We start from the raw sequence: 24,251 nt of genomic DNA, 5'->3' as shown, positions 1-24,251 counted from the left end.
CCCCCGCTTATTTCAGCCGCTTTCACTTCCCGTAAAACTCAGGGCCCGAGCCTCAGCCGCTCCCACTTCAGATCCGAAAAGCACGGGCCTTGCGTCGCCTCGCTGAATTTGACGTCGTTGTGCCCGCCGTTCCACTCCATCACCTGCACCCGATCGTTCGCATCGACAGTGAGATCCCAGCCGATACAGCGCGCGAATGGAAGCTTCTGATGCAGCCGCAGCACGGTTTCCATACACTGCTCGAACTGCGGGATCCTGATGCCGGCAAAGCGCACGCCCGAGTCTGGATGCGCGTCTACCGCGCTCCAGTCGTTCAGATAACCTTCGTCGTGCAGTTCGCCGGTGTTGAGCTTGACCGCCACGCAGACTTCGCGATCGCTCTGGACGTGCGTGTCGTCGGCTCGGCCGAGCCTCAAATAACAGGCTCGCACGGAGATGCGGCCGCTATCGTCCACCACGGTCGTGAAGCGCAGCGTCGCCACCGGCTTCGAAGCAAACGCCCTGAAAAGCGGGTGCTGGACGATGAATGTCTGAATCACGCCATTGCCGAGCGACCTGATCAGCGCGGGATCGAAATTCGCCCTGTCGAAAAAGTGGACGCCATTGCCCTGCGCCGAGCCATCGAGCTTGAAGACCACGCGCTCGGCGTGCTCGAATACGAAGTCCTTCAATTCGCGCTCGGGCACCACGACGCTTGCGTCGGTGAAGAACAGACCATTGGCGAAATACGCGATGTCGGGCAAGACCGTGCCGTCGAAAAGCAATCGCGAGATCGGCTTCAGATTCCCGATCTTCCCGTACAGCCCTTTCATATGCGGCACGACGACGATGGCGTAGTAGTTGTCGGGAATCCAGCCTTCCTCGAACCTGCCGCGAAACGCGGTATAGACGCGCAGCCAGGGCGCGTAGACCGGGTCGCCGAATACGTCGCGCGCATAGGTGTCCGCGAGCCGCAGGTTCGCCGGATCAGTCTTGCCGCGTTGGTCTTCGAGCAGTTGCAATACTTTTCTCGCCTGCGCGCCGTGGTCCAGGTGGAATCGGTACAGCGACACCTTCTTCGCCGATCGTCTCACTACCTTCTCAACGCCGGATAGCATCATGCTCAGTACGCGTTTGGATGATGAAGCCCCTTGAAAATAGTGGCCAGGATAATTTTCACGTCGAGCCAGAACGACCAGTTGCGCAGGTAGTACAGATCGTGCGCGACGCGCCCTTCCATCTTTTCGAGGCGATCGGTTTCGCCGCGATAGCCGTTGATCTGCGCCCAGCCGGTAATGCCAGGCTTGATCCGGTAACGGTGGATATAGCCCGAGACGATGTTCTGATAAAGATCGTCATGTTCGAGCGCATGAGGACGCGGACCCACCACCGACATATCGCCGCGCAGCACGTTGAAGAACTGCGGCAGTTCGTCGAGACTCGTGCGGCGCAGGAACGCGCCAACGGGCGTGATGCGTGGATCGTCGCGCGTGGCCTGCTCGAGAATGCCCGGCTTCTGCTCGTGCAGGCGCATCGTACGGAATTTGTAGATCGTGAATACGCGGCCGTCGGCGCCTTTGCGGCGCTGCCTGAAGAACACCGGCCCGCGCGAGCTCAGTTTGACGGCAATCGCGCAGCCCAACAGAACCGGCGAGATCGCAATCAGCGCGACGAGCGCGAACAGACGGTCGAACGCTTCCTTCTGCAGCAACGCATTGGGCGGCAGCGGCGAGGCGGCGAGATTGATCGTCGGCAAACCGAGCAACTGGGTCATGCTGCCTTCGAATAGCGCAAGCGTGCGCACGTCGGGCATGAAGCGCACATTGATCAGATCGTTGCGAAACTCGGCGACCAGTTTCAGAATCGCGCGCTCCTCGGTGAGCGGCAGTGCCAGCCACACTTCGCCGATCTGCTGGGCCCGCACGTAGCGCGCGAACGCACCCTGTTCTTCGAAAACCTGCACCGAAGCGTTCGACGGACTGCAGCAGCCGGGGTGCAGGTTGTACAACGCATTCGCACGAAAGCCGGCGGCGGGCGACATCTCGATCTTGCGGATGATCTCGTCGCAATGATCGCCGCACGCTGCCACCGCGACCTGCTGCAAGTTCATGCCCGCATAGCGCATGCGGCCCAGCAGGGCATGCGTGACCAGCCGGCCGGCCATCATCGCCGCGCCCGACATGCCGGTCCAGTACACGAACCAGAGCCGCGACACGAAGTCGATCCGGTGCAGCGAGAACATCAGCACCATCGCGCAAGCCTGCACGACGAGCCAGCCGAACGCCACGTGGCTCGCCAGTGCCCTTTTCGAGCGGCCGCGCCACGATTCGTATACGCCGAGGACCGGAAAGACCGCGAGCGCAAACGCCGCGGCAAAGGCGACGAACGCGAAGTAGAAGCTACGTTGCGAGCCGCCGTCGAAACGGATCTGCGAGGCCGCAAAGGCACCTCCCACGATCATCGCGACGTCGAATATTCTCGCCAGTAGACCAGTCAGCAATCGCATCACAGCCCCCTCATAGCACGTATCGAGTCGACTCCGTCGCATCAGCCACAACGCCCGTACTGGTCGTCGAAACGGACGATGTCGTCTTCGCCGAGATAAGTACCCGACTGCACCTCGATGATCTGCAGCGGCACGCGGCCCGGGTTTTCGAGCCGATGGCGAACGCCCAACGGGATATAGGTCGATTCGTTTTCGCCGAGCAGAAACTGCTCCTCTCCGCGCGTGACGAGTGCCGTTCCGCACACCACGACCCAGTGCTCGGCGCGATGATGGTGCATCTGCAGCGACAGGCGGCCGCCGGGCATGACGACGATGCGCTTCACCTGAAAGCGCTCGCCGTGATCGATCGAGTCGTAAAAGCCCCATGGCCGGCGGACCTTTCTGTGCGCATCGGCTTCCGGCGAGTTCTCAGCCCGGATCCGCGACACGAGACCCTTGATGTCCTGCACATGCGAGCGATCCGCGACCAGCACCGCGTCGTCGGTTTCGATCACGATCATGTTGCTGGTGCCGACGCACGCGAGAAGCCGGCCGCCTTGCGAGCGTGCGTAAGTCGCGGTGGCCCCTTCGAACAGCACCCGGCCGCTCGCGGCGTTACCGCAATCGTCCTTTTCCATCGCTTGCCAAACCGCGTCCCACGAACCGAGATCGGACCAGCCCGCTTCGAGCGGCACCACCACGCCGGAAAACGCCGAATCCGGCTTGCCGAGTTGCTCCATCACCGCATAGTCGATCGAGTCGGAGGGAGAGCGCAGAAACTCGTCGGCGTTCGGCATGATGCATTCGTCGGTCTTCTTCGCGTCGCGGCACGCGTCGACGCAGGCCGCATGCATGTCCGGCTGAAACTGCTCGATGATGGCCAGCCACACCGACGCCCGCACGACGAAGATGCCGCTGTTCCACCAGTAATTGCCCGACGCGACGTACTGAGCCGCGAGTTCGGCCGCAGGCTTCTCGACGAAGCGTTCGATGCGGTGTGCGCCATCGCGCAACGCATCGCCGAGACGGATATAACCGAAGCCCGTGTCAGGGCGTTCGGGCGGCACGCCTAGCGTGACGATCGCGCCGTCGTGCGCGTGCGTCGCCGCGATGTCGAGCGCGTGATGAAGCGCTGCGAGATTCGCGATCGAATGGTCGGCGGGCATCGCCACCAGGATCGCGTCTTCGTCTTGCGCGCATGCGCTCAGCGCGGCAAGCGTCAAGGCCGGCGCGGTGTCGCGACGCGCGGGCTCAACCACGATTCGCGCATTCACGCCGATTTCGCGCGCCTGTTCGTAGGTAGCAAAATAATGCTCGGTCCCGCAGACGATCACGGGATCGGCCGCGACATCCCATGCGCCATCGAACCCTGCCATGCGCCCCATGGTCGCCTGCAGCAAGGTCTGATTGCCGATCACGTCGATCAGCTGCTTGGGAAACTGTTCGCGCGACACCGGCCACAAGCGGGTGCCGGAACCACCGGCGAGGATCACCTGCACGAGGGGCGGAAAATCCGTCTCGACAGAATCCTGCAATATCGTTTCGACATCCGTCGCGGCTGCTGCCGCGGTAACCTTGCCCATCGCTAACTCCTTCGCAGTGGTTCCGGCACGGAAACGCTTTCGCTGGACGACAGCGCATAACGCGGTGCGCCGCGATCCACGCAAATACCGTCTGATGTGATTTATCGACAGGCGTCCGTGACAAACGGACCAGACCAGTAGTTCAGCTCGCACTAATAATGCATGCGCCGACGGCAAATCCGGCTCGATCGGGAAGTACGGAAACTGACTGGCCGGATCGCAATGGTCTGCTCGCCAACGACGACCGGAAAACGATTGAAACGAAAGAACGAATGCGGCAATGACGTGCATCGAATCTGTTCGCCGTCTTGCCCCGTTGAGTTCAATCATAGGAGGCAACACCGCGAGACAGCGCATCTGGCGCGAAGCGCGGAAGTTTTGGCGACCCTCGGGGACTACATTTAGCAAGCTTGCGAACGAGCTTGCACTTCTATTGCAGGGGAAGTGCAACATTGGAAATAAACTGTGACAGGTGCTACCGTTCAGGCATGTCCTGTGGCATTCATATCAAAGATTAAGAACGGTGTGGTGTGTCGCCTCGCGCAAGCGCCGTGAGTTCTCCGCTTCTTCCAATTTCGCCATCATCCAGCGCATGGGCACGGCCCCAACCGGCGCGCGATCCGCTTTTCTGGAGTTGCAATGGCCTATATTTCGCTACTCGCACTGTTCCTGACGGTCACGAATTTCGTCCCCATCAGTGCGATTGGCTTTGTTCCGATGCTGTTGTGCGCATGGCGCTTTTACGGCCGCAGCTACCCCGCGTTCGTCACACCGCTCCTCGCTTTCACGGTGCTTGCGATCGTCTCGACGCTGCTCTATGACCCGCAATCGTTCCTCGATTTCGATTTCTATCGGCGCGACGGCAATTTTTTCATCTCCTATACGCCCATTTTTGCCGGTTTCGTGTATGCGCACCGCTGGGATCTGAACAAGATACTGCGGGCCCTGTTCATATTCGCGGTCCTGATCAATCTGCCGATGTACGCTTACTACATCGCCGAAAACGGACTGTTCAGCATCTTCGCTCACCCCGCCGACAGTTTCGGCAGCTTCTTCATTGCACGGAACGCAGCCGGCGGCTTCCTCGCGATGCTCTTCTGTCTCGGCATAGCCTGCTACCTGCAAAAACGCAGCAAGCTGCTGATCGCGCTGCTCGTGTGCAATGCGCTAATGCTGTTCTCGACCTATAGCCGCGGCTCGCTGCTCGGCGCGGCCGCCGTGCTGCCCTATCTATACTTTGGCCGCAAGCGCTGGATGCTCGGGACGCTGATCGCCATGCTGCTGCTCGCCTCGGTCGCAATCGCGCTCTACCATACCGAGCCGAGCGTCGACTATATGGGCTATACGTTCACGATTACCGCGAATAACGCCAAGGTCGCCAACCTCAACATTCGCTACGAGTGGCTATGGCCTCGAGCGCTCAGGTACTTCGAACAGAGCCCGATCGTCGGTCTCGGCTTCGGCTCCTTCGACGATCATATCGGCAGCCTCGCGTCGTATTTCAATCTGTTCGCCGTGCCGTCCAACATCGTGATCGAGCACAGCGACTCGCACGCCCACAACTCCTACCTGAATATCCTGGCCGAGCTCGGCGTGGTCGGCTTGACGCTGATCATCGCGTTTTACTGGAAACTGGTCGATTGGAGCAAGCAGGGGGCGGCGTATTCCGCGCTGGTCGATGGGGGCCGTCAATTCGCGGCGTTCCGCTTCGTGGAGATTTCGTCGGTTTGTCTGCTGGTGATGTCGGCAACCGAGCATCGGCTGGTCTCGCCGTCGAACGTGCTGATTCTGACTCTGGTGATCTCGTTGCTGCTCGCCGCGCGTCCGCTGGCGGTTAGCGCATTCAGACCCGGCCCGCGCGGAGCGCGCAAGGCGGGCATCGTGGGCACGCGAGCTTCGCAGCCCGCTTCCGGGCCCTCTTCGCGGCCCGTGTCCCAGCGCCCGACTCAGGGCGTCACGTCGGCAAGATGACGTTCTTCGACCGGCTGTGGTTGACTTGGTGCATAGGGAAGAAACTGTTCGACGCACGCATACGGCAGCCGCGTGTCGACGAAGTTCATCAGGGCCTTCTTGAAGTTCTCCGACGAAAAGCGCTCGGCATTCTTGCGGCACGCGCGCGGGTCGAATAAGCCCGCGTTGCTCTCGAACCGGCCGACGGCTTCGAGCAACGACTCAGTGGTTTGCGCGCCGTAGAACACCCCGGTGGCCCGCTCGAGCGGCAGACCCACCACCGATTCCAGCGCGCCGCCGCGCCCGAATGCGATCACCGGCGTGCCACACGCCTGCGCTTCGACCACGGAAATGCCGAAGTCTTCCTCCGCCGCGAACACGAAGGCGCGCGCGCGCCGCAAATAATCGATCAGCACGTCCGACGGCTGATGCCCGAGAATCTCGACGTTCTCGCCGGCCACCGACCTGATCTTCTTCATCTCGGGACCGTCGCCGATCACAACCAGCCTGCGCTCGGGTGTTTGCGAAAAGGCCTGAACGATCAGGTCGATGCGCTTGTAAGGCACCATCCGCGACGCCGTCACATAGAAATCCTCTTTCTCCGGACCAATGGATGTATTGGCCAGATCGACGGGCGGATAGATCACCGTCGAGTCGCGCTGATAGGCCTTTTTGATGCGCCGTGCGATGAACTGCGAATTCGCCACGAGATGATCGACGCCGTTGGCGGAGCGCGAATCCCAGCCGCGAATGTAATGAAGCAGCACGCGCGCCAACGCCGAGCGCAGGCCCCTGTCGAGATGGGATTCGCGCAGGTACTGATGTTGCAGATCCCACGCATAGCGGATCGGCGAATGAATGTAGCTGATATGCACCTGGTTCGGGCCGGTCAGCACGCCTTTCGCGACCGCGTGCGAGCTCGAAATGACGAGATCGTAGCCGGACAGATCGACCTGCTCGATCGCGATCGGCATCAACGGCAGATAGGCGCGGTATCGTCTTCGCGCGAATGGCATCTTCTGGATGAACGACGTGTTGACGGACTTCCCCTTCACGCAATCGCGGTCTTCGAGAAAATCGACAATCGAAAAGACGTCCGCATCCGGGAAGCACTCGATGATGTTCTTCAATACTTTCTCGGCGCCACCGGAAACCACCAGCCAATCGTGAACAATAGCGACTCTCACTTCGACCTCCCTGTCACAATCCAACCCATCCCCGCACACTTACGCGCTACTTCAATCATCCTTTGCGCCGCCCGCCTGCGTACGAAGCCCGCACACCACCCGCACCCGCGCGAGCGCCCGCTCGGCACCGGGCAACAACCCAACCAGCTCGAGGCGAATCATCACCCCGAGCAGTGCCGCCGACAGCGCCGCTTCGCCGATCACCCGAGCAGACGCCATGCCCATCGCGCCGAAACGCGGCGCGAGCACGAGCGCGGCGACGAGATTGACCAGCCCCGACGCGAGTCCGGCAATCGCCAGTACCTTGTCCTTCTTGCGCGGCACGAAGACATAGAACGCGATCAACTCATTGAAAGCGGCAAACGGAAACATCCATGCAAACGTCTGCAACACATGCGCACTCGGCTCGAACTCAGCGCCGAGAATCAGCGGCAGGACAAAAGGCGAAAGCGCCAATGCACCGCACAGCACGAGTAAGCCGTAGCCGAGCAGCAGCATTGCGCCGCGTCGCGTGGTGGTGCGCGCGCCTTCCTTGTCGCCTTGCGCGAGTTGCCGGGTAATCGTCGGAATAAAGACCTGGCCCGCGGGGCTCATCAGGCTGAGTCCAATGGTCGCGAAACGCTCGGCCGCACCGAAATAGCCGACCTGCGCGGGCGTCGACAGCAAGGTCAACAGATACGTCGACGAGGCCGTGAGCACGACCGAGCCCGACGAATAGCAGAACAGCATCGTCGAGTTGCGCACGAGCGGCACGACACCGGAGAACGTAAAACGCGGCCAGCCGAGTTGGCGCGTCGCCAGACCGTAGGAAATGATCGTCGACGCGATACCCGCAATCAGCAGGCTCGCCAGCACCCATACGGAGTCTTCGGGCCCTCTGACGAGCGACAACACCAGCACGAGGCTCACCGCGAAGCCGAACACCTCGATCATGATCGGCGTGCGAAAGTGGTGCCGCCCCTGAAATAGCCAGCCGAGATTGAGTGCCGACACGATGCCGAGCAAGGTCGCGAGCAGGCCGATCAGTGGCCGCTCCGACAATACCGGCGAGCTATATGTCGCAATGATGCCGATGGCCGCGCCAAGCACGGCGAGGATCAGTCGTGCGCTGACATGGAGCGAGTAGATCGCATTGCATTCTTGCGCCGAGTGCGCCTTCGACACCTCGCGCATGCCGACGAACGTGAAGCCGAAACTGACGAGCATCCAGATCACGTTCATCAACGACATCGACGCGAGCACCCGCCCGTACTCGGCGACACCGAGCACTCTTCCATAGAACGGCACGACGATGATGAGGTACACGTACCTCATCAAATAGCCGCCGTACATAAAGGCGATTACATTGGCGCTCGCTCGTCTATCCATGCGTCCTCCTATGGTTCAGCGACCGGGAACGCGACGGCGCGCCAGCGGGTTCGCGATATATCGCACCGCGAAATCCGACAGCGGCGAGTAAGGCACGAGACACAGGCTCGACAGTACGAGCGTGCCAAGCTTTTTCTTCAGGCTCCAGAACGGGTTCGCGATGATCGTATGCAGATAGCTACCCGAATCGAGCAGCATCCAGTGCCAGCGCCTGAAAAACGTTGCGCGATAAACGGAAGAGCAGAATGTCGCCTTCTCGTGCGAGAAGTCGAGAAAAGTCGCCGGCAATTCGACCTCGAGCCGGTCTTTGGCAATATTGCGCAAAATGGCCCAGCGCATGTTGAACGCGCGCGGCGCTTTCGTCAGTTGCTCCGAGTTCGCGAACGCGACCGTTTCGCTGCCCGCGTTGTGTACCCGGTAACCGCCCAGCGACTTGGAGATGGTCGCGATCGGCCCAGCCAGCGCGACACCATAGATTGCATAAAAGTCCGCGCCGTAGCGGTTCACGCCCTCTTCAGGGACCGGGAAAATCTGCTTGAGCGCGCTCACCCGGTAAGCATTGCCCGACGCGGGCGGCGACGGATAGAGCCAACCGCTGCGCAGCAGTCTGCCGCAGTCGTGCGGCGGCTCGCTATTCGGCACGTAGGCGCCCGTCAACGCCCCTTCGCTGTCCATCACGTCGAGCCGGAATTGCACCTTGGCCCATGGGCCGCCGTCGAACAGGCGCATTATTTCGGAGACCGCGGATGGGTACAGCACGTCGTCGGAGTCGAGAAAGATCACATATTCGCTGTTGAGCGAGGCGATTGCATGGTTGTACGCGGATACTTGTCCGCCGTTTCTCTTGTAGAGCGCCAGCACGCGATCGCCATAGCTATCGAGGATCGCGCGCGAACCGTCGGTCGAGCCATCGTCGACGACCATCACCGTGGTGGCCGGATAGTCCTGCGCGAGCGCCGAGTCGATCGCCGCGGCCAGATAGCGCTCGTAGTTGTAATTGCAAATCGCAATGGTGACCTGTTTCATCATGTGCCAACGCTATTCGTCAGGTTCGTTCCGCCGGCGCCCGGCGGCCGTCAAGCTCGCGAAATATCGCTATGCCACTCCCTGCGTCACACGACGCACCACGAGATACGCCAGATGTTTGGGCGGGTTATTGCCTGCGCCATTGACCTGATCGGGTACCTTGAATCGCACGTTCAACAAATCGTTGTCCCAACTCGATGCAACACTGCCCGCCGCGCTCTTCTCGCCGCTCACGGCGTCGATGAAATCGACCTGTACCGCGCGTGAGCGCAGCGCCTGCAGCCCGCCGATGGCAATGTTCTGCCAGCCCGCATTGCTACTCACCTGCATCACGAGGTCGGTGCCGGACAGCAAGGCGTTCGCAGCAACACCCGGACCACCTTGCACCGGTTTCGAAAAGCTCGCCAGATGCCCGCCCACGGTTTGACGCAATACGACCAAGCTTCGACCCGAAACGTTGTAGGTTCGTTCGGGCGGACCAGGATGCGTGAGACGAAACGGTTCATAGCCGTCCCAGTGATAGATCATCGACAGATACTTGTTGGGATCGTCCCACTCCCTGCCGAGCGCCCACACCGCGAAATCGAAGAAATAGCGCGGCAAATAGTGCGGATCCTTCATGTACTCGTTGCCGATCTCCGTTTGCCAGATGCCGCGCGCGGGACCGTTCTTCACGTACTGCTGGTAGAGCGTCTCCATATCCGAGACCGGCAGATAGTGCGTGTCGATGTAGTCGACCCAATCGAGCATGCGCTCTTTCAATTCGGGGCTGCGATATTCGAGCCAGCGGTGGTAGTTATCGAGGCCGCCTTGGTCCGGCCAGCCGCCATAGACTACATACGCGCGGTAACTGCGAATGATGCGTGCGGCCGGGATATGAATTCGCTCGACGTAATCCTGCATCGCGCGCTCATACGGTTTCGAGCGCTTTTCGTCCTGGCTGAAATTCGGGCCGTGCCAGAACGTTGCCTGCGGCAAGCCGCCGGACAATTTGCCGGCAGCCTCGTTCCAGATCTGGAAATAGCGAAGGTTATAAGGCGGCGCCGAATACTTGCGAACCACCGCGTCGACATACTTCTTCCACACGTCCACATCGACGGGTGCCGAATTGCTGTCGCCCGGCACACTCGCATTCCACCTGGGCGTATAGCCGAGCAGCAGCAGCGAACCGATTCCATTGCGTTCGTTTCGCAATAGCGCGGACGGCAGATCGTGATCAAATGCCGAACTGGTTCTGTCGATGCGCATCGGCTCGCCGGGCCGATCAGGTTGACCGGGGCCGACCGTGCCGCGCCCCCAGCTGATGCCCATCGCTTGCCACGCCTCGATGTCGGCGGCCGAGCCGGCCCAGCCGTTGGTGCCGATCAGATCGGTCATCATGCGCGGCCGCGCGTTCGCGCGCGCCGAGTCCGGTATCAGCGCCAAAGCGGGCCTGATCGTTGACAACGGCGCGACCGCACCCGTCGCCAACGCGGCGAGTGTGCGTAAGGCACGTCTTCTGCCAGTACGGGTCTTCGCGCGATTCATGTTCGTGCCCATCCATCTCTAGCTCGTCGACGCGCGCGGCGTCAGTTCGGCCAGCCGCTCGCCGGTCTGGACATAGAGGATTTCGAGCACTTTTTGCGCCGCGCGCTCCCAGCAAAACTCGCGCGCATGCAGCAACCCCGCGCTGCGATACCGTTGACGAAGCTCCGCGTCGCTCATCATCAATGTGATCTTCGCGGCGATGTCTTCGGCGGAAGTCGCTTCGCAATACATCGCGGCGGTCCCGCACGCCTCCGGTATCGACGTGCACGTCGATGCGATCACCGGGCAGCCGCAGTACATGGCTTCGAGAGGCGGCAAGCCGAATCCTTCGTATAACGACGGAAACACGAGGCAGCCGGCGTTCTGATACAACCCCTTCAATTCCTCGTCCGACACGAAACCCGCCCACACGACCTGGCGCGAATGCACCGGATGCTCGAGGCCCGCGTTGCTGAAAATGCGCGGATTCTTTTTGCCGACAATGACGAACTTGACGTCGCTCAGATGTCCGAGCCGCGCAATCGCATCGAGTGCGCCTCGCAGATTCTTGCGCGGATCGATACTGCCGACGATTACGCAATACGCGTCCTTTTTCAATTCGAGCCGTTGAAGCACCGAGGGATCGGCAACGATCCGGTCGAGATGATCCGCGCCAGGCGGTACGACTTGCACTCGCGATTCGTCGATCTTCAGGTAGTGACAGATACGCGCCTTCGAATACGCGGACACCGTCAGCACGATCGGATGCGTGCGCGGCAATAGTGCGAAACAGAGTCGATACCAAAGCCGGAATTTTCTCGAGAAGCCTTGCGGCACGTCATAGACCGCCATGTCGTGAACCATCACGATCTGGTCGTGCTTGAACAACGGACTCATATTGCACAGATTCAGCAGCGTGATGCCACGCGCGGCGATCGGCAGCGTGATCTGCTCCCACAACGTGCCGCGCAACCACGGACAGCGCCTCTGCCGCTTGAGCAGCGCCCCTGGCTCGACCGCGTCGTCCGGCACGAACACTTCGGGTTCGTCGCCCGGCGCGACGCGCATCTGCATGGCCCTCGTCAGTTCATAGGCAACGCGCTGAACCCCCGTGACCGGTTGCGAAGTAAACTTTCCGTTGATTGCAAAGGCCATCCGATTCTCCGTTTTGCGCCATCGCGACGGTTCGTTCCCGCGTCGAAGTCTCTCCGCGCTCAGGCGCCGCGCGGCGCTTGCCCCGCGCCGTCGGGCTCGCCGAAATCGCTGGCATAGTTGGTTTCGTAGCCGTAATTCTTGGTGCTTCGACGCAGCGGAATGCCGTTGAATACCGCGCCCGCAATGCGCCCTTCCGCGCGCTCCACCTTTCTCAGCGTGTCGGCGATTTCCTCCTCGCTTTGCATGCCCGAGCGCAACACGAGCAGGGAGGCGCCGGCCTCGTTGGCGATGATCGACGCGTCCGTAACCGCGAGGAACGGCGGCGTATCGATGATCACCAGATCGAACTGGCTCGACAGCCGTTCGAGCACATCCTTCAGGCGCGGCTTCATCAATAGCGCGGCGGGATTCTCCGGGCGCACGCCACAGGACAGGAACGTCAAACCGTCGATCCCGGTCGCGCGCAGTGCATTGCGCAGCGGCAGCCGTTCCGCCAGTACTTCCGAAAGACCGCCGCGATTGCTCTCGCTGAACAGGGAGGCGAGATGACCGCGCCGCATATCGGCATCGATCAGAACCACGCGCGCACCGATTTCCGCATGCAGGCTCGCCAGATTCGCGGCGACGAAACTCTTGCCGGCGGACGGCGTGGGCCCGATGATCATCACGATGTTGTTGCGCGCATGCGCCAGATCGCGTGTGACCGCCGTCCGTACACTGCGCAGCGCTTCGACCGAGGTGTCGTGCGGAAAGCGCGCGGCGAGGATCCGGTTCTGGTCGCCGTGCTCGAACTGAAAGTCGTGCAGGCTCTTCTGCATCGGGGGATGTGCGCGTCCCGCCACGCCTGGCAGCGATTTGCGCCCCGCGCTCAATGAATCGCGATCGAGTTGCACCTGCTGATGGCTGAACAGGATCTCGCCGAACACCGGCACGCTCATCTGACGCTCGACGTAGCGCGGATCCGTCACGCCGATCATCACGTGGCGGCGCATGAAGACCAGTACGACGCCGGACACGATGCCGAGTACCAGGCCACCTCCGAGCACGAGAATCGGCTGCGGCATGACCGGCATATGCGGCCTGATCGCCTGATCGAGAATGTGCGCGCCGCCCGTCGTGCTGGCGCGGCGCACCTGCAATTGCTCGGCTTTCTGCACCATGCCGAGATAGATCGTTTCCGCGACCTTCTGCGCGCGGATCAGATCGACGCTCTCACGCTCCGACGCCGGCATGCCGTTGAAATGGCCGGAGAATTGCGCCTTCGCCTGTTTCAATTGCGTCAGCTGCTCATCGACGTTTTGCACCCAGCGGCTCTGCTCCGTATAGCGCTCGAGCAATTGCGTGCGTTGCAATTGCAGCGCCGCGATCTGTTTGTCGAGATCGAGGCCGCCCTGCAAATAGGCTTGCGCCTCGCTGGTCGGCTGCATCGACTGCGAAGTCGAGCGGAAATTCTTCAGCGCTTCCTCGGCTTTTCGCAGATCGCCGAGCAGGCGCGGAAGTTCGCCGTTGATGAATGCGAGCGTCTGCGTGTCGTTCGATTGCCGGCTCGCCACCGCGGATGCGAGGTATTGCTGCCCCAATGCATTGGCGACGGCCGCTGCCTTGTCCGGGCTCTTGTCCCGATACTGGATTTGCAGCAGCCCCGAGTCCTTCACCTTATCGCCGATTTTGACGAGACTCTCGAAGCGCTTGATCGCATCCAGTTCATTCCAGCGGATCACCTCGAATTTCGTGCCCGGCCGCGCCGCGAGTTCCTTCACGAGCATCGACACGCCGTTCTGCTTGAGCGGCACGCCCACCACGCCGCTCGCCAGCAATTCGCCGGAAGGGCCGTGCAATTCGTAGGCGCCGTTCTCGAGCGCGGTCAACGTCAGCTTCTCTTCCTCGAGTTCGCGCGGCACGTCGAGCGAAGCGATCTGTACCCGCTCGCCGCCCCATGCGAACGATTTCAACCCCAGCCATGGCGCGGCGGGCTGACCCGGCGTCGCGAATTTTTCGGCGATGTCGCCGAGTACCGGCAGTTTGTGCGGCTTCACCGAAATGTCGAAACGGAACTGGTCGATGACCGGCTGCAAGACCGCACGGCTCTCCATGACCGCCATTTCGGTCACCGGTGACGGCGCCGGCGGGGGCATCAGATCCTGGTTCTGCAGCGCAAGCCCGAGCGCATTCGGTTCGGGTGGATCCACCCGGACGATTACGTCGGCGGAATAGATAGGCGTGGCAATGAGCAGGTACGCGACCGCGAGCGTGAGAACGACGACCGTCGTCACCACGATCTCCCAGATGTGGTCGCGCATTAGCGTGAGCATCGCGCTGGCACTGAGTTGTCTTCGCTCGGTATCAACAGCGGGATAGAGCGAGTTTTGCGGAAAGTAATCCACCGGTCTGATCCTTGCAGGTTGATCAACAAAGCAATCGGCGATCGCTTTGCGTCGCTAAATCGTCATGTGTGCCGCCGGCCGGATAGGCCCTCTATTGGCTGGCAGCACGGCGAGGCGACGTGCTGTGTCGGGTTAGGTCGGGGAGCCGTGTTCGGGACCTCTCGAAGCACGGAAAGCTACACGTCTATGGCTTATCCACCGCGGCATTGCCGATTGCTCTTCTCACGAAAACGGGAATGCGAAACCCGCCATTCACGTCTCCGCGATTGACAATTTCTCTCTCGATGTTGCGCTGAAGCATAGTCCGCAAAGGATCGGGGCATCTGCGCCCGGCCCAAAGTAGGGTGTTATTGGCCGATAATGCGGAGCCTTTTACAAATGAAACAAACGGCGGGTAAGCTTGTTGCTTTCTGAAATTGCTGTAACAGATTTATACGGCGAGCGCCGCAGATCGCGACAGAACCCGTATTGAACGGGTCGGGGGCCGAGAATGCCGTTCATATCCCTCATATCGCGCCGAAACCCATGCCACTCGGCGCATTCCGCACGGTGGCCATGCGCTCGTCCGCAAGAATCGCGCTAATTGAATGGGAAAAAACTTCCGTGGAACGTTAATTATTAGCACGCGTTGTAGCGAATAGCGAGGTAAGAATTTCTGCGATCCGGACGATTACGCCAAAACACCCGCGCATGCCGGCCAAGCTCGTCTCGCCCAAACCGATGCGCTAATCTCAATGCGTAGATTTTCCTGACTGGAGAAGCTCGCGTGATGAAGCATATTGGTCTATTCGTCTTTCAGGATTGTTCGATGGCAAGTACCGGCGCGATCGGCGACGCGTTCCGGCTTGCCAATGAGTTCAAGAGAGCGGCTGGCGAAGAGGCGCCATACCGATTTACGGTGGTGTCCGACGGCGGTGGCCTCGTGACCAGCTCCTCCGGCATATCGATCTGGACGCAAGGCCTCGAACGCTACTGCCTCGCCGATTTCCACGCGTTCTTCGTCGCGTGTCGCGACGTCACCGAAGTCGCGGAATCCAACGACCGCTTTCTGTCGTGGATCTCGTTGCAGGGTTCGATCGCATCGTTCGGCATGCAGCAGGGTGCGAATCTCGCAGTCGTCTGCAACGACCCGCTGCAATCGATCGTGCCGATCTTTCTATTCGATGACAGCGGTGACGCCGCGCGCACGCAAAGCAATGTGACCCCGACCGATCTCGCGCTTGCGCAGATCGAACGCGACATCAATACCGACACGGCCCGCAAGATCGGCCGCATTCTGCAAACCGGCTACGCCGAGAAAAACCGCCCGGAGCTCGATGATGTCAACATCACGACGACGACCGAGAAGATTCGCGAATCGGCGCGCTGGATCAAGGAGAACTACAGCAAGGCCATTTCGGTCGCGCAGGCCGCCGAATCGGTGGCAATGAGCAAGCGCAATTTCCAGCGCCGCTTCAAGTGCGAATTCAACATGACGCCACTTGAATATCTGCTGCGTACCCGCTTCGAGATCGTTCGCTCGATGCTGAAGAACACCGATTTGCCGGTCGACAAGATCGCGCGCCGCTGCGGCATGGGCGATGGCAATCGGCTCGGGCGGCTATTCAAGGAGCGCTATGGCATGTCGCCGACGCAATTTCGCGCGCAACAGCATGTGGACGCGGAAGAACGCTGGCTGACACCGGAGGAAAGCTGGAGCGCCGCGACCGAGATGTTGCGGCAGGCACCGCTGACGCTTTGATTTCAACTCCCCTGTCACTCCGAGGACGATTTCTCGACTCGACCGTCACGGGATTAGAAGCAAAGGATTAGAACATGACGATAAGAAAATCCGCCGAGCTGGATGCGGAGGAGGCGGCTGTCGCGCCGCAAAGCATGGCCTCCGTACAGTCGGGCGACACTGCCGTCGCCGCGCCTGGCGAAGCGCCGGGGTTTCACGCCGGTGCGCATTCACAGCACCCGCAACCGCCAACCACCGCGAGAAAGATCAAGGACGCGGCGAAGACGCTATTGCCGGATGTCCTTTTCCTAAGCCTCTTACATCACAAATGCATCGGCCGCTATCCGAACCTGATCAAGCCGGTCACGTTCAACGAGAAGATCCTGCAACGCAATCTTCACCCTGACCCGCGCTATATCGAACTGACCGATAAGCTGCTGGTGCGGGAATATGTTGCCCGCAAGATCGGCGACGAGCATTTAATCCCGCTGATTGCAGTGCCCGATGCGTTCACACCGGAAGTGTTCGATGCGCTGCCCAATGCTTTCGTGATGAAAGCCAATCATGGCAGCACCTTCGTCGAAGTGGTCAGAAGCAAGTCTGAGACCTCGTTCGAGAAGCTGAAGACGCTCGCCGATCAATGGCTGCGCACTGAGTTCTACTACGTTGCACGCGAGCGGCACTATCGGACCATCGAACCACGCGTGTTCTTCGAGCATCTGCTGCTCGACCAGCGCGGGCGGATTCCCGCGGATTTCAAGCTGCACTGCTTCGGCGGCCGGCCCGGTCGGCCGATCATCTATATCCTCGTGATCTCGGATCGCTTCGGTAGCGCGACGCACGGCGACGTCTACGACATCGACTGGAATCACCTCGATATCGCGATCGGCGACTACAAGCGCAGCCCGGCGCCCGCTCCGCGTCCGCCCCATCTACAGGACGTGCTCGATGTCGCGGCCCGGCTGTGCGAAGACTTCGACTACGTGCGCGTCGACCTGTATGCGCCGGACGACCGTGTTTATTTCGGCGAACTGACGTTTACGCCCGGCGCGGGCGTGCTGCCTTTCACGCCCGACACGATCGATTACGAGTGGGGCAAGCTGCTGGCCTGAAATACGCTTTCATTCGCGGCGTCTCGATAGATACGAAGAAACGAACCTCCCGCGGCAGCCGCCGCCGGCCGTCAAGCGGGCGACATGCCGTTTTGCAGCTTCGCGCTGTCCGCCTCGGGCGATGCCAGAAACGCCAGCAACGCCTGCGCCGCTTCATGCTGGCGCGCCAACGTGCAGATCGCGGCGGTGAAGGTCGTCGTGGACTGGATGGCGGCCGGAAGTTCACCGAGCACGTCGATGCCCGGCACGTGAATCAGCTCGCTCAACTGCTGAAAACCCAGCGCAACCTCCCCCCGCGCGACGAGCGTGCCGACCGGCACACCCGACGGCGCCTTCACGAGACGCGGCGCAACCCGTTCGGCAATGCCCCAGCGTTCGAACAGCTTCAGCAGATACGTGCCGCTCGGCCCGGTCGAGTAACCGATGCTGCGAGCACCGAGAATCGCGTCGCGCAGCGCCGCTTCGGTCGCGATGTCGGGGCGGGTTGCACCGGACGCAACCGCGACCGCGATGCCCGAACGTGCCACCGCGACTCGACTCGCGGCATCGACGCAACCCGTTACCACGAGCCGCTCGATCGCATCCGCGGCGAGCACGACGATGTCGAATACTTCGTCGTCCTCTATGCGGCGCGCCGCATCGAGGCCGCCAACCGATTCGATCGCAACCGCCTGGCCCGTGCGCCGCTCGTATGCCGCGACGAGTTCGGCCAGCACCTGACGCGTGGCCATCGACGAGATGCCGGTAATTGGCACGGGCGCGGCCTGAGCGTTGATCACTGCGACCACGCCGGTCAGTCCTTGTAGCGCAGTCCGGCCTGCTCGAGCGGCCCGCGCATGTCGTACATGTCGAGACCGAGCACGCCGGAGGCGAGCTTCGCGCGCTTGGCGGCTTCGTTGGCCTCGCGCGCCGCGGCTTTTTCGAGCACCGCCTGGGCGGCGGCGGCCGGCACCACGACCACGCCATCGTCATCGGCGACGACGACGTCGCCCGGCGTGACCCATGCGCCCGCGCACACGACCGGAATGTTCACCGAGCCGAGCGTCGCCTTGACCGTGCCTTTCGCCGAGATCGCCTTGCTCCAGACCGGGAAGTTCATCTCGGTCAGCACGCTGACGTCGCGCACGCCGGCGTCGATGATCAGCGCATGCGCGCCGCGCGCCTTGAAGCTCGTGGCGAGCAGATCGCCGAAGTAACCGTCGGTGCTATCGGCGGTGACGCCCGCGACGACGACATCGCCCGGCCGGATCTGTTCGGCCGCGACGTGCAGCATCCAGTTGTCGCCCGGTTGCAGCAGCACCGTGACGGCCGTGCCGCTCGCGCGCGCGCCGGTATAGATCGGGCGCATATAGGGCTTGAGCAGGCCCGTGCGGCCCATGGCTTCGTGCACGGTGGCCGAACCGAGCGCGCCGAGTTTCGCGGCCACGTCCGCACCGGCGCGCTCGATGTTGCGATAGACCACTCCGATTTCATACATGATTACAGCCCCTTCGTTTTCAGCAAGGTATCGAGACGCGGATAAACACGACGCGCGTTGCCTTCGTAGATCTTCTGACGCTCTTCCACATCGACGTGCGCCGCTTCGATATAGCGCTTCGTGTCGTCGAAGTAGTGACCGGTTTCCGGGTCGATGCCACGCACCGCGCCGATCATCTCGCTCGCGAACAGAATGTTGTCGACGGGAATCACGCGCGTGAGCAGATCGATACCCGGCTGGTGATAGACGCAGGTGTCGAAGAACACGTTGTTCAGCAGATGGTCCTTCAGCAAGGGCTTTTTCAGCTCCTGCGCGAGACCGCGGAAACGCCCCCAGTGATACGGCACCGCGCCGCCGCCGTGCGGAATCACGAAGCGCAGCGTCGGGAAATCGCGGAACAGGTCCGAGGTCAGGCATTGCATGAATGCGGTGGTATCCGCATTCAGGTAGTGCGAACCGGTGGTGTGGAAGCACGCATTGCAGCTCGTGCTCACGTGAATCATCGCGGGAATGTCGTACTCGACCATCTTCTCGTAGATCGGGTACCAGTAACGATCGGACAGTGGCGGGCTGGTCCAGTGACCGCCCGACGGATCGGGATTCAGGTTGATCGCGACATTGCCGTACTGCTCGACGCATTTGACGAGTTCAGGAATACAGGTGGCCGTATCGACACCCGGACTTTGCGGCAGCATCGCAGCCGGCACGAAGTTCTCGGGAAACAGCTGGCTCACGCGAAAGCACAGTTCGTTGCAGATCGCGGCCCACGTGCTCGAGATGTCGAAGTCGCCGATGTGGTGCGCCATGAAACTCGCGCGCGGACTGAAGATCGTCAGATCGAGGCCGCGCTCGCGCATCAGTTTCAACTGGTTGCTTTCGATCGACTCGCGCAGCTCGTCGTCGCTGATCTGCAATTCCGCCACCTTTGGCATCTCGGACGAACTCTTGATGCCTGCGATCTGCCGGTTACGCCACGTCTCCAACGCTTTGGGCGCGGTGGTGTAGTGGCCGTGAATGTCGATGATCACCTGGATTCCTCAGTAGATGAATTTAACCAGCGGCGCGCGCTCAACGTTCGCGCGCCGCGTTCCTGCGAGCGTCAATGCGCGGTATTCGGCTGCGCTGCCGGTTCGCCGCTGCCCACGCGCTGGCTCACCAGGATCGCGATGGCAGCCAGTGTAGCGGGGATCGCGAGCATCGCCAGGATCGCGCCGAACTGCCAGCCGAGGCCGAGCAGCGCGCCGCCGATCGCCGAGCCGAAGATGCTGCCGAAGCGGCCCATGCCGAGCATCCAGCTCACACCGGTGGCACGTGCGACGGTCGGATAGCGGCCGGGCGCAAATGCGTTCAGTCCGGTTTGCGCACCGCTCATGCAGAAGCCCGCCGCAAACACGAGCAAGGCGAGCGACGACGACAACGCGCCGATATAGCCCAGCCCGAGCACGCACAGCGCGCCGCCGATATACGCGGCGCTGATGACCGGCGCCGGACGCGCCTTGTCCATGATCCAGCCGACCAGGATTGCGCCGATCGTGCCGCCGATCTGGAACATCGCCGTGACGTTGGCCGCGGTCGTGACCGACAGACCCGCATCCTTCATCAGCGTCGGCAGCCAGCCGGTCAGCAGATAGATCACGAGCAGGCCCATGAAATACGTGACCCACAGCGCGAGCGTCATCGAGCCATAACCTTGCGAGAACAGCACGCCGATCGGCTTGCGCGTCGGCAGCGGCGGTTCGTTCGACACGAATACTTCATTGCCCGCGAAGTGCGCGCCGCACACCCGGCCAAGCACCTTGCCGATCCGCTGCGCAGGCGCGCCGCGCACCGCGAGCAGACGAGCCGATTCAGGCAGCAGCCAGATCTGGAACGGGATCAGCACGAGCGGCAACGTGCCGCCGAAAATCAGCACCGCGCGCCAGCCGTGAACCGGAATCAGCCAGCCGGCCGCAAAGCCGATCAATGCCGAGCCGAGATTGAAACCCGTGAACATCACGGTGATCAGCAACGCGCGCTTGCGTTGCGGTGCGTACTCTGACAGCAGCGTCGTCGAATTCGGCATCGCGGCGCCGAGGCCGATACCGGTCAACAGACGCAGCACTGCCATCTGCATCGGCGATTGCGTGAACGCGGTCGCGATCGTGAACACGCCAAACAGAAACACCGAAGTAATCAGCACCCACTTGCGGCCGATGCGGTCCGACGCCGGACCCGCGGCCAATGCGCCGATCACGAGACCGATCGGCGCCGCGCTCATCACGAGGCCGAATGCGGGACGCGAAATCGCCCAAGCGTGAATGATGGACGGCGCGACGAAACCCATGATCGCGACGTCCATGCCGTCGGCGGTCACGATCAGAAAGCACAGCACGACCAGTAACCACTGGTAGAGCGAAATAGGCCTTTCGTCGATGAACTTCTTGATATCAATCCTGTTACCGCTGGTAGTACTCATAAAAGCTCTCCTGTCTCCTTCACTGGTCTCATCGCGCGCGATGGGGCCTCACACGCCTGACTCAAGCAACTGGCGTGAAGGTACGTTTCGTCATTCGCGGGCCAAAGCGCGGGTTAACCATATGGTCGATGCGAGTATCCGGATTTTCACCGTTCCGCATAGCACCGTCGAAACCCGGTTGATTCGCTCAAAGCCTCGCCGGACAAGCCTTAAAGCCAGGGCCAAGGCCCCTGTAAGCGGGCTTCTCACAGGCCGCTTCGCGCACACCGTCATAAACAGAACAGATGACGCGGGAACGAAGTCGCATAGAACGGCCGTGACACGCTCCGCTTTCGCCGATCGGCGCGAATGCCCCGCGCTGACATGGCCATTGCCCCGCGAACAAAGCGCGCAATAAAAAGCGGAATGACCGTGCAACGGCCATTCCGCATCGGGATGAGCCGGCCCTTGCGGAGCCGGCTGGTACTTCGATTACCGTTGGACGCTACCCGTCTTACGGCGCCGCGACACCGCGCGTCGTCGCCGTATAAGTCGTGTAGAAACTCGAGCCGGCCCACTTGCGCGAAGACGCGGTGTACAGCGGCGCGCCTTGCGTGTAGTTCGCGCCGTCGTGCCAGTCGCCCGATCCGGTGTACTTCGCGACTGCCGGGTACGGATAGACCGGACGCGACGCCGTCACGTTGTTCGACGTATCGGTCTGATACGTCATCACCGAACTCGGCACCTTGGCCTCTTCGACCCAGTTGGTGATCGACGTCACGAGGTCGATATTCGGGTTGCCTTCGCCGCCGCCGCAGTGACCGACGCCCGGCACCAGGTACAGACGCGCGAACTGATCGACGGTCGAAGCACCCAACGTGTTCTGCATCGCTTCGTAGTACTGGATCGTGAACAGCGGCGAGATGTGCTGGTCAGCCCAACCGTGCCACAGGATCAGCTTGCCGCCGGCAGCGTTGAATTTCGACAGGTCCGGACTCGTCGCATCGATGAACGGATGGTTCGCCTGCAGATAGGTCGGGTAGAAGCTCGCGTCCGTGTAGCCGAAGGTGTCGATGGTCGGCATCGTCGGCGAACCCGTGAAGATCAGGTTGTACGCGCCCGTTACGATCGAGTAGCTGAACAGTTTGGTCACCGAAACCGGTGCATCCGTCGAGTTCGAGCTCGGCACTTCGACGCCGATCCAGTTCGCTTCCGAACCGAATTGCGGCGAACCCGCCAGCATGTACTCGCCGCTCGTCGCATCGGTCGGACCGCTGTAGATGGCCTTCGCGGTCGCGACTTCCGCAGCGGTCAGGCAGGTGCTCGTGCTCGTCGCACCGCTCGCGCACTGGATCGTCGCCGGATCGAAATGGCAGGTACGCGGATCGGCGAGCAGGCCGTCGGCCGCGCCGCTGCCGCCACCACAGGCCGCGGCGACAGCTTTGTGCAGCAGCGTAGCCTTGTCGGCATACAGAATCGCATTGCCCGCGCTCGTGCCGGTCGTGCTCTGCGACTTCACGCTCCAGCCGTGATACAGCGAGTTCTGGATCTGGAAGTGCGCGGCCGGAGCGCCAGCGACGATACCGTTGTAGTCCGTCGGGTAACGTTGCGCGGCCATCAGCGCTTCGCGGCCACCGTCCGAGCAGCCGATGAAGTACGAGTACTTTTGCGTCTGCCCGTAGTACGCCTTGATCAGCTTCTTCGCCGCGAGCGTCGTGATGTGCTGGCCGCGATACGCGAAGTCAGCCTGCTTTTGCGGATCGGAGGCCCACGTCTGATCCTGTCCCGAGTGGCCCATATCGGTCGCCGCCGTCACGAAGCCGCCTTCCTGAACGAGCGGGCATTGATACGAGAAGCTGAACGAGCTTTGCTGGGTCGGGTCGCTCAGGTTGCCGCACAGACCGCCGCAACCGAGTTCGGCGAAACGCTGCGTCCACGAACTGACCGGCAGCGCGACTTCGAACGTGTTCGACGGAGCGAGCGTGCCCTTCACGGTACAGAACGCGACCGTCTTGCCGTTGACCGTTGCGTTCTGCACGGTTGCCGACGTGATCGTGCTACCCGCGCCGCCGATGTCGGTGATGTCGATCGAAGCGAGCTTCGAACAATCCACGGTCGACTGCACGACCGCCAGCGGCGTGTACGTGAGCGTGCCACCGCCGCTACCGCCGCCGCACGCGGCGACGATTGCGGCCGTTGTGCAAACGCCGACGAACGTCAACAGCGAAACGCTGCGCGCCTTGATGCGCGCCAGCAACTTCAGAGCTTGCAGAGTTTTTCTCATACTTGTTCTCCTGCGTGGATTTCGCGCTCGACGATGGGACCCGTGCGTGTGCTCGCGGGGCGCATCGCGCCTTCGCGTTGAGCGACGCATGTCTTCTTCACCTTCATGGGTTCACATCTCCTCTTGTGGTACTTCGGCTCTTGGAAAGTCTTCGTTCTATTGGCCGTGGCCGCGCGGTCGCACAGGCTCGTCGGGTTTTGACGCGACGTTAACCAGACGGTGAATGACAAGAAATCACGGGTTAACCACAAGGATCAGCGATATCGACTGCCCTCGATGACGCGCCAACGCTCACCTCGCCATCACGCTCGGGCCTTATGGCAAACGGGCTTGCGGGTGTCCGCGAGAATCGATTCGTTCGCGCGCAGGCGTCCTGCGCGAGCGCACCCAATAATTTTTTTAGATGCGAAAAGAAAGAAATTGAAATGGGTGTCGCGGTAATCAGGAGTCTTGAATCCCGCCACGAAATGAGGAGATCGAGAAAGCCACAAAGTACCGCTTCTATTTCTATTGCAACGACGACCACGCTATTCACTAATTGACTGGTATGCGGAAGAACGAGACGTCGATCGTGGCTATTGCAATGTTGTGGCGTGAACCC

The 24,251-nt window shown here is 61.5% G+C and carries 17 protein-coding genes; 3 read left to right on the top strand and 14 right to left on the bottom strand.

From position 1 onward, the window contains the following. Positions 1–38: 38 nt before the first annotated feature. From CI15_RS29045 to CI15_RS29035, 3 genes are read right to left on the bottom strand one after another with little or no spacing between them, the layout of a single operon-like run. Positions 39–1,100 (bottom strand): sugar-transfer associated ATP-grasp domain-containing protein, encoded by a 1,062-nt coding sequence (locus CI15_RS29045; protein ID WP_062135073.1) that lies wholly within the window; start codon positions 1,098–1,100, stop codon positions 39–41. 2 nt (positions 1,101–1,102) lie between these two features. Beyond that, the gene (locus tag CI15_RS29040; RefSeq protein WP_062135070.1) at positions 1,103–2,485 is read right to left on the bottom strand and encodes an undecaprenyl-phosphate glucose phosphotransferase; all 1,383 of its coding nucleotides are present in this window, start codon (positions 2,483–2,485) and stop codon (positions 1,103–1,105) included. A 41-nt stretch (positions 2,486–2,526) separates the two neighbouring features. Next, positions 2,527–4,047, bottom strand: a complete 1,521-nt coding sequence (locus CI15_RS29035; RefSeq protein WP_062135066.1) for a mannose-1-phosphate guanylyltransferase/mannose-6-phosphate isomerase — start codon at positions 4,045–4,047, stop codon at positions 2,527–2,529. A gap of 639 nt (positions 4,048–4,686) precedes the next feature. On the opposite strand from CI15_RS29035, the gene CI15_RS29030 reads away from it, so the two are divergent. Continuing rightward, on the top strand, positions 4,687–6,018 hold the full coding sequence (locus tag CI15_RS29030) for an O-antigen ligase family protein (protein ID WP_062135063.1): 1,332 nt from the start codon (positions 4,687–4,689) through the stop codon (positions 6,016–6,018). Here CI15_RS29030 and CI15_RS29025 read toward each other — a convergent pair. The 6 genes from CI15_RS29025 to CI15_RS29000 form a co-directional block, all read right to left on the bottom strand. Next, the gene (locus CI15_RS29025; RefSeq protein ID WP_062135060.1) at positions 5,994–7,184 is read right to left on the bottom strand and encodes a glycosyltransferase family 4 protein; all 1,191 of its coding nucleotides are present in this window, start codon (positions 7,182–7,184) and stop codon (positions 5,994–5,996) included. The genes CI15_RS29030 and CI15_RS29025 overlap by 25 nt on opposite strands. Before the next feature lie 51 nt (positions 7,185–7,235). Beyond that, positions 7,236–8,552, bottom strand: a complete 1,317-nt coding sequence (locus CI15_RS29020) for a lipopolysaccharide biosynthesis protein (RefSeq protein ID WP_062135057.1) — start codon at positions 8,550–8,552, stop codon at positions 7,236–7,238. Positions 8,553–8,567: 15 nt separating this feature from the next. After that, positions 8,568–9,578 (bottom strand): glycosyltransferase family 2 protein, encoded by a 1,011-nt coding sequence (locus CI15_RS29015; RefSeq protein WP_062136235.1) that lies wholly within the window; start codon positions 9,576–9,578, stop codon positions 8,568–8,570. A gap of 69 nt (positions 9,579–9,647) precedes the next feature. Further along, the gene (locus tag CI15_RS29010; RefSeq protein ID WP_062135054.1) at positions 9,648–11,117 is read right to left on the bottom strand and encodes a hypothetical protein; all 1,470 of its coding nucleotides are present in this window, start codon (positions 11,115–11,117) and stop codon (positions 9,648–9,650) included. 6 nt (positions 11,118–11,123) lie between these two features. Then, positions 11,124–12,239, bottom strand: a complete 1,116-nt coding sequence (locus CI15_RS29005) for a glycosyltransferase family 4 protein (RefSeq protein ID WP_062135051.1) — start codon at positions 12,237–12,239, stop codon at positions 11,124–11,126. Positions 12,240–12,298: 59 nt separating this feature from the next. After that, positions 12,299–14,623, bottom strand: coding sequence for a polysaccharide biosynthesis tyrosine autokinase (locus tag CI15_RS29000; protein ID WP_174543275.1), 2,325 nt, complete (start codon positions 14,621–14,623; stop codon positions 12,299–12,301). Positions 14,624–15,431: 808 nt separating this feature from the next. On the opposite strand from CI15_RS29000, the gene CI15_RS28995 reads away from it, so the two are divergent. Further along, on the top strand, positions 15,432–16,364 hold the full coding sequence (locus CI15_RS28995) for a helix-turn-helix domain-containing protein (RefSeq protein ID WP_174543274.1): 933 nt from the start codon (positions 15,432–15,434) through the stop codon (positions 16,362–16,364). A 74-nt stretch (positions 16,365–16,438) separates the two neighbouring features. Next, on the top strand, positions 16,439–17,455 hold the full coding sequence (locus CI15_RS28990) for an ATP-grasp fold amidoligase family protein (protein WP_062135043.1): 1,017 nt from the start codon (positions 16,439–16,441) through the stop codon (positions 17,453–17,455). Between the two features lie 71 nt (positions 17,456–17,526). Here the strand turns inward: CI15_RS28990 and CI15_RS28985 are convergent, their stop codons facing one another. The 5 genes from CI15_RS28985 to CI15_RS28965 form a co-directional block, all read right to left on the bottom strand. Next, on the bottom strand, positions 17,527–18,243 hold the full coding sequence (locus CI15_RS28985) for a substrate-binding domain-containing protein (protein ID WP_241495973.1): 717 nt from the start codon (positions 18,241–18,243) through the stop codon (positions 17,527–17,529). A 5-nt stretch (positions 18,244–18,248) separates the two neighbouring features. After that, the gene (gene ligK, locus CI15_RS28980) at positions 18,249–18,932 is read right to left on the bottom strand and encodes a 4-carboxy-4-hydroxy-2-oxoadipate aldolase/oxaloacetate decarboxylase (RefSeq protein WP_062135040.1); all 684 of its coding nucleotides are present in this window, start codon (positions 18,930–18,932) and stop codon (positions 18,249–18,251) included. 2 nt (positions 18,933–18,934) lie between these two features. Beyond that, positions 18,935–19,960: an amidohydrolase family protein gene (locus CI15_RS28975; protein WP_062135037.1), complete on the bottom strand. Its 1,026-nt coding sequence runs from the start codon at positions 19,958–19,960 to the stop codon at positions 18,935–18,937. A gap of 71 nt (positions 19,961–20,031) precedes the next feature. Beyond that, a complete protein-coding gene (locus tag CI15_RS28970) occupies positions 20,032–21,387 on the bottom strand; it encodes an MFS transporter (RefSeq protein ID WP_062135035.1) in 1,356 nt (451 codons plus the stop codon). Between the two features lie 493 nt (positions 21,388–21,880). After that, positions 21,881–23,650, bottom strand: coding sequence for a tannase/feruloyl esterase family alpha/beta hydrolase (locus CI15_RS28965; protein WP_082814328.1), 1,770 nt, complete (start codon positions 23,648–23,650; stop codon positions 21,881–21,883). Positions 23,651–24,251 lie beyond the last annotated feature (601 nt).

This window comes from Paraburkholderia monticola, assembly GCF_001580545.1.
GTDB classification, from domain to species: Bacteria; Pseudomonadota; Gammaproteobacteria; order Burkholderiales; family Burkholderiaceae; genus Paraburkholderia; species Paraburkholderia monticola.
Note: the sequence above shows the minus strand (reverse complement) of the source record. Positions and strands in the feature narration are given on the sequence as shown.

Excerpts from the sequence above, each read along its gene's own strand:
- CI15_RS29045 (WP_062135073.1), bottom strand. The coding sequence starts at position 1,100 with ATGATGCTATCCGGCGTTGAGAAGGTAGTGAGACGATCGGCGAAGAAG.
- CI15_RS29040 (WP_062135070.1), bottom strand. The coding sequence starts at position 2,485 with ATGCGATTGCTGACTGGTCTACTGGCGAGAATATTCGACGTCGCGATG.
- CI15_RS29035 (WP_062135066.1), bottom strand. The coding sequence starts at position 4,047 with ATGGGCAAGGTTACCGCGGCAGCAGCCGCGACGGATGTCGAAACGATA.
- CI15_RS29030 (WP_062135063.1), top strand. The coding sequence starts at position 4,687 with ATGGCCTATATTTCGCTACTCGCACTGTTCCTGACGGTCACGAATTTC.
- CI15_RS29020 (WP_062135057.1), bottom strand. The coding sequence starts at position 8,552 with ATGGATAGACGAGCGAGCGCCAATGTAATCGCCTTTATGTACGGCGGC.
- CI15_RS29015 (WP_062136235.1), bottom strand. The coding sequence starts at position 9,578 with ATGAAACAGGTCACCATTGCGATTTGCAATTACAACTACGAGCGCTAT.
- CI15_RS29010 (WP_062135054.1), bottom strand. The coding sequence starts at position 11,117 with ATGGGCACGAACATGAATCGCGCGAAGACCCGTACTGGCAGAAGACGT.
- CI15_RS29005 (WP_062135051.1), bottom strand. The coding sequence starts at position 12,239 with ATGGCCTTTGCAATCAACGGAAAGTTTACTTCGCAACCGGTCACGGGG.
- CI15_RS28995 (WP_174543274.1), top strand. The coding sequence starts at position 15,432 with ATGGCAAGTACCGGCGCGATCGGCGACGCGTTCCGGCTTGCCAATGAG.
- CI15_RS28990 (WP_062135043.1), top strand. The coding sequence starts at position 16,439 with ATGACGATAAGAAAATCCGCCGAGCTGGATGCGGAGGAGGCGGCTGTC.
- ligK (WP_062135040.1), bottom strand. The coding sequence starts at position 18,932 with ATGTATGAAATCGGAGTGGTCTATCGCAACATCGAGCGCGCCGGTGCG.
- CI15_RS28970 (WP_062135035.1), bottom strand. The coding sequence starts at position 21,387 with ATGAGTACTACCAGCGGTAACAGGATTGATATCAAGAAGTTCATCGAC.
- CI15_RS28965 (WP_082814328.1), bottom strand. The coding sequence starts at position 23,650 with ATGAGAAAAACTCTGCAAGCTCTGAAGTTGCTGGCGCGCATCAAGGCG.